General features: G+C 63.8%; 4 protein-coding genes and 1 pseudogene. 2 read left to right on the forward strand and 3 right to left on the reverse strand.

Annotation, left to right across the window (positions count from 1 at the left end; all coding sequences use genetic code 11):
- The first annotated feature begins 164 nt into the window (after window positions 1–164).
- Complete coding sequence (locus AC1DT2_RS14130; protein WP_477296975.1) at window positions 165–2,543, forward strand: DNA polymerase II; 2,379 nt, start codon at window positions 165–167, stop codon at window positions 2,541–2,543.
- Between the two features lie 9 nt (window positions 2,544–2,552).
- On the opposite strand, the gene AC1DT2_RS14135 is transcribed toward AC1DT2_RS14130, so the two are convergent.
- The 3 genes from AC1DT2_RS14135 to AC1DT2_RS14145 are packed head-to-tail and all read right to left on the reverse strand — an operon-like array spanning window position 2,553 to window position 5,414.
- Window positions 2,553–3,140, reverse strand: a complete 588-nt coding sequence (locus AC1DT2_RS14135) for a uracil-DNA glycosylase family protein (RefSeq protein ID WP_477296976.1) — start codon at window positions 3,138–3,140, stop codon at window positions 2,553–2,555.
- On the reverse strand, window positions 3,137–4,726 hold the full coding sequence (locus AC1DT2_RS14140; protein WP_477296977.1) for a serine hydrolase: 1,590 nt from the start codon (window positions 4,724–4,726) through the stop codon (window positions 3,137–3,139). Before AC1DT2_RS14140 ends, AC1DT2_RS14135 begins: the two co-directional genes overlap by 4 nt.
- Before the next feature lie 49 nt (window positions 4,727–4,775).
- Complete coding sequence (locus tag AC1DT2_RS14145; protein ID WP_063571259.1) at window positions 4,776–5,414, reverse strand: TetR/AcrR family transcriptional regulator C-terminal domain-containing protein; 639 nt, start codon at window positions 5,412–5,414, stop codon at window positions 4,776–4,778.
- Window positions 5,415–5,495: 81 nt separating this feature from the next.
- Between AC1DT2_RS14145 and AC1DT2_RS14150 the strand changes: the two are divergent.
- Window positions 5,496–6,008 (forward strand): annotated as a pseudogene (locus tag AC1DT2_RS14150) (hypothetical protein); the annotation flags it as partial.

Genomic DNA, 6,008 nt, shown 5'->3' on the forward strand with positions numbered 1-6,008 from the left:
CATGATGTGAAGCCTCGATGGATGAAACGATGGGATGGTGAAATACGAAGTGGGGCACTCGCGCCACGCGAGTAGTGGCGCCGGGGGAATAGGACTTATTCCCTCGAAGGAATGGCACAATTCACCCCTGGCAGCGGCCTCGCAGCTATCGACAGGATCCCGCAGTGACCTCCCCGACCCGACAGGGTTTCATCCTTACCCGCCATTGGCGGGACACGGGGCACGGCACCGATGTCGAGTTCTGGCTGGCCACCGACGAGGGGCCGAAACGGGTCGTGATGACGGCGCAGCAGTCGGTCGCCTTCGCCAGGGCGTCGCAGCAGGCGGACATCGATGGCGTCGCGCGCAGGGTGGCCTCGGTGGAGATACGTCCACTACCGCTGAAAACCTTTAAGCAGGAGCCGGTGCTGGGCCTGTATGCCCGCAGTCACCGGCAGATGATGTTGCTGGAGAAACGGCTGAAGGAGCGGGGTGTTCCGCTGTACGAAGCCGATATACGCCCGCCCGAGCGCTACATGATGGAGCGCTTCATCACCGCCGCGGTCAGCGTGGAGGGCGGTGTGGAAGAGGGCGACGCCATCCTGGATCCGAAACTCAGGCCCGTCGCCGACTACCGGCCATCGTTACGCGTGGTATCGCTCGACATCGAGACCAGCGCCGAGGGCGACCTCTACTCCCTCGCCCTGGAGGGTTGCGGACAGCGGCAGGTGGTCATGCTGGGCGAGCCCGCGGCGGACGCTGCGCCGCCTGACGACTTCGATCTCGAGTACGTCACCGATCCCGCGCAGATCATCCACCGGCTGAATGCCTGGTTTGCCGAACACGATCCGGACGCCGTCATCGGCTGGAGCCTCGTGCAGTTCGATCTGCGCCTGCTTCAGTCGCACGCGGATAAGTACGGCATTCCTCTGTTACTGGGGCGCGGTGCACAAGCGATCGAGTGGCGGGGTCATTCGCGGCGGGAAGGTTTCCTTTTCGCCCCCATGGCGGGACGTCTGGTGATCGACGGCATCGAAGCGGTGCGCTCGGCACAATGGAGCTTCTCGTCCTACAGTCTCGAGAATGTCGCTCAGAACATGCTCGGCGAGGGCAAGTCCATCGATGACCCTTACCATCGCATGGCCGAGATCGAACGACGTTTCCACGAGGACAAAGTCGCACTCGCGCGCTACAACCTCAAAGACTGCGAACTGGTCACGCGGATCTTCGCCAAGGCTAAGCTTTTCGATTTCTTGCTGGAACGCGCGCACGTGACCGGCCTTCAGGCCGATCACTTCGGTGGCTCCATTGCCGCGTTCGACCACCAGTACCTGCCGCGCATGCATCGGGAAGGGTACGTCGCGCCGAATGTCGGTGACATTGCGGAAAAAGCGTTTCCCGGCGGCTTCGTGATGAATTCCCGCCCAGGGCTGTACGACTCCGTCCTCGTGCTGGACTTCAAGAGCCTTTATCCATCGATCATCCGTAGCTTTCTGGTCGACCCCGTAGGATTGGCCGAAGGCGCCCTCGATACCTCGTCGTTGGCGGCTGTGCCCGGTGTTCATGGACGATTCTTCTCCCGCACCCGGCATTGCCTGCCTGCGATCGTCACCCAATTGTGGGAGCGTCGCGACGAGGCCAAGCGACAAGGTAACCAGGCGCAGTCGCAATCGCTGAAGCTGCTGATGAACTCGTTTGTCGGCGTGCTCGGCGCCCCGAATTGCCGCTTCTTCGATCCGGAGCTCGTCTCGGCGGTCACCTTGCGAGGTCACGACGTGATGCGTCGCACGCGCGAACTGGTCGAGGCCGAAGGCTATGAGGTCATCTACGGCGACACGGACTCGATCTTCATCTGGCTGAAGCAGCGCCGCAGCGAAGCCGAGGCGTCCACCATCGCCGACCATCTCGTGGAGCGCGTGAACCGGTGGTGGGACCAGCATCTATCCGAAAGCTTCGGCCTGGAGAGCAAGCTCGAGATCGAGTTCGACACGCACTACCAGCGATTCTTCATGCCGACCATCCGCGGTAGTGAGTTGGGCAGCAAGAAGCGCTACGCCGGGCTGGTCGTCTCGGAGAACGGCGAAGAAGAGGTCGTTTATCGCGGACTGGAAACCGTGCGCAGCGACTGGACGCCGCTGGCGCAGAAGTTCCAACAGGCGCTCTACCTGCTGATCTTCAAGGAACAGCCGTATGCCGCGTTTATTCGTGACTACACGCGAGGCCTGCTCGCTGGCGAATTCGACGACCTTCTCGTCTATCGCAAGCGCCTGCGCGGCAAACTGATCGACTACCAGAGCAATACGCCCCCGCAGGTGCGAGCGGCACGCATGGCCGACGACTACAATGCGCGCCGCCAGCGTCCGCTGCAGTACCAGAATGGTGGCTGGATCAGCTACGTGATGACGCGCAACGGGCCCGAGCCGCTCGAGTCGCGTGAGTCACGTATCGATTACGAGCATTACCTCACCAGCCAGTTACAGCCGATCGCGGACGCGATCCTCGGGCCTCTGGGCGATAGCTTCGCCAACCTCACGACGGCGCAGATCAGCCTGTTCCAGGCCTGATCCGCCGGATCAGGCCGTGTCGCCGAGTACCTCGGCCACGCGTATCTTCAGCACCGGTAACAGTTCCTGCTCGAACCACGGATTGCGCTTGAGCCATGCCTGATTGCGTGGACTCGGGTGAGGCAACGGTACGATCAACGGCCAGTCGCGCCGCCATCCGGTGACGACTTCCGTGAGCGTCTTGCCGCGGCCGGGCAGGTGGTAGGCCATCGCGTATTGCCCGAGCACCAGGGTGAGTTGCACATTCTTTAGATGAGCTAGCAAGGGCGCGCGCCACGCCGGCGCGCATTCGGGACGAGGCGGAAGGTCGCCGGACCTGCCTGTTCCGGGAAAGCAGAATCCCATGCCGAGGATCGCCAGTTTCGTCTCGTCGTAGAACGTCTCGCGCGAGATACCCAGCCACTGGCGCAACCTGTCACCGCTGACGTCGTTGAACGGCAGACCGGTTTCATGCACCTTCCGACCCGGCGCCTGACCGGCGATGAGGATGCGGGACGACGCGGACATCTGCACGACTGGCCGCGGGCCCAGCGGCAGGTGGGCGGCACACAGCGTGCACGCACGGACATCTTCGAGGAGCGAGCTCAGCGGTGTCATTGGGGACGCAGGTCGAGGTCCTGGAAATCGTAGGCTGGCGCGGTGCGGGCCGATGCCCTGTGCATCGTGGCGCGACGGATGCCGCCGTGTCCATCGGGAGCGAAGTCGATGAAAGCGTCGGCGTGTAGCGTGCGGTCGTCCCATCGGATCCGGAAGGTGTCGCCGTGCCAGGGCTCGGCCGTGCCGTCGAGGCGCGATGACTCGGCAAAGTGAACACGAAGCGTGTCGCCGTCGACGGCGACGTTCACGATCCCGTACCAGTTGTCCCGATAGCGCCTCGCATACGCTGTGAGGGGAAGGGTCGGTTGGAGCAAGGGCAGGGGGCGTGCGCTATGCATCGCATCGTCGGCAGCAAGGCGCTCGGCGCGCTTCTTTGCGGACGCCCAGTACGCCGCGATCCAGTCGGTATCGTGCCTGCCGAGATAGCCGTCCGCGACGTGGAAGGTAATCGCGTTGAACGCCTCTTCGGATTCCTGGTTGGTCAGCACGACCACGGCGAGGCCGAGGGAGGGCAACAAGGTCGTCTCGGACACGGTGCCCGGGAAGCCCCCGGTGTGCCAGACCATGTGCTGGCCGCGGAAATCCGAGACGAACCAGCCGGCGGCGTAGCCGAACGTGTTCGGCTGGGCTGCAGCCAGTGCCGGGACTGATGGCGCGTCGATCGGAATCGGCGTCACCATCTTAAACATGTCGGCCTGCGTTGCCGCGCTGAATAGCCGCGCTTGCGCGCCCTTTGGCTGCGGCAACACGCCCTGGCTCAACTGGGTTCCCGCCCAGCGCGCCATGTCGTCGATGCTCGCGTAGATGCCTGCGGCGCCGGCATTGTTCTTCCACACCAGCGTAGGCACGGCGCCGAGTCGGCCGTCCGCCTCCGGCATATAGGAGGTCGCTACGTCATCCGTTGGCTGGAGCTCCGAGCCGTCGATCAACGCATCGCTCATGCCCAGCGGCGCGAATATCTGCGCACGAACGAAGTCGGCATAGCGTTCGCCGGAGGCGTGCTCGACGATCAGCGTGGCCACGGCGAACATGATGTTCTCGTAGGCAAAGGTTTCGCGGAAGCCGGTAGCCAAAGGCAGGTTCGCGAGGTGCTCTACCACCTCGCGCGTGCTGTAGTGCGTGGACGGCAGGAAGAGGAGGTCGCCCGCATGGGGCCCGAGTCCGCTGCGGTGGGCAAGCAGGTCACGGATACGCATGTCGTGCGTGGCATAGGGCTCGGCCATGCGGAACCAGGGCAGGTGGTCGATCACCCGGTCATCCATATGCAGCTTGCCGCGCTCGGCCAGCATCTCRATGGCGGTCGCCGTGACGGATTTGGTATTCGATGCGATGCAGAACTTCGTGTGGATGTCGACCGACAGGTGCTTTTCCACGTCGCGCAGGCCGGAGCCTTGCTCGAACACGACCTTACCGTCCTTGATCACCGCCACGGCAATGYCGGGAACGTCGAAGGTGGAGCGAACGCGGTCGATGTAAGCGGGCAGGTCGGCAGGAAGGCTGCCGGGATGCTCGGTGGCCGGTGCGCGTGCTGACGCGCACATCGCGGCGCAAACGGCGAATGTCGAGAAGGCAAAACGAAAAGGCATCGTGTCGCTCCGTATCAGGTCGCCGCTGTCGACCGCGGTACGACGAAGCTTATCGCTGTAACAGCGTTGCCGCACCGCGAAGCATGAGGTCGATACTCTCATCGAACCGCTGGTCGAACCGATCGAACAGCACCTCCCCGGCTTCGCGAAGCAGCGGGAAGGCATCGGGATCCAGCTGCGTCTTCCTCACTTCGATGTCATACGCCGGCGAGCGCTCGCCCGGCTTCGGGAACACGGCCTGTTCTTCGATGACGAAGCTGACGGCAAAAGTGTAGACCGCGCTCAGCAAGGTGACGGCCTGGCGCGTCGTGAAGCCCGCCTGCGTGAGGTGACCACCGATACGCTCGGCGGTTTCCTGGAACAGCGTGTTGGTGAGGCGCGTGCCGGCAATCATACGGCCGCCGTCACGATAGGCCAGCAGCGTCTTGCGCAGGCCGTGCCCGAACGTGGCGACCCACACCCGCCAATCGTCGGAGGGCGTTTCCGGCACGAGGTGGTCGGCGCCGCCGACCAGGACGAGCGTAGCCATCTCGTCGATCAGCGCGTCCTTGCTCTTGAAGTGCCAGTAGAGGGTAGGCGCCTGGATATCCAGGGACTGGGCCAGCTTGCGCAGCGTGAGGTCTTCCAAGCCCGTGTCGTCGAGAAGGCGCAAGGCGGCCTGCACGATGATGTCGCGATTCACTTTCATGGGGGCAGGCCTCCGGGGGTTGCAAACCGAATCTAACATGATTAGAGTTGATCTAACAATGTTAGATTATTCGGAGCGCCCATGAAAGCTGCCGTTGTCTACGAAGCGGGCAAGTCGCCCGTGTTCGCCGATTTCGAAGCGCCCGCCGCCAAGGCGGGCGAAGAACTGATCACCGTGAAAGCGGCGGCGCTCACGCACTTCACCAAGGCGCGTGCGTCTGGCGCGCACTACAGCGCCAGCGCTTCGCTTCCCGCGATCGCCGGCTCGGACGGCGTCGGCGTGACGCAGGACGGTCGTCGCGTGTACTTCATTCTGCCTGGCGCGCCCTTTGGCGCCATGGCCGAGGTGACTCGTGTACGCGCTGGCCATTGCATTCCGGTGCCCGAAGGCATCGACGACATCGCTGCCGCTGCCCTGGCCAATCCCGGCATGTCTGCCTGGGCGGCTCTTGTTCACCGCGCACAGCTCAAACAAGGCGACACCGTGCTCATCAACGGCGCCACCGGCATTGCCGGACGGCTGGCCGTACAGCTGGCAAAGCATCTCGGCGCAGGGAAGGTCATTGCGACGGCACGCGACGAAGCAGCGCTGGCT

This window comes from Luteibacter sp. P4_E6 (assembly GCF_056401535.1).

Bases quoted from the DNA above. Each gene is read 5' to 3' on its own strand.
- AC1DT2_RS14135 (WP_477296976.1), bottom strand. From the start codon at position 3,140: ATGACACCGCTGAGCTCGCTCCTCGAAGATGTCCGTGCGTGCACGCTG.
- AC1DT2_RS14145 (WP_063571259.1), bottom strand. From the start codon at position 5,414: ATGAAAGTGAATCGCGACATCATCGTGCAGGCCGCCTTGCGCCTTCTC.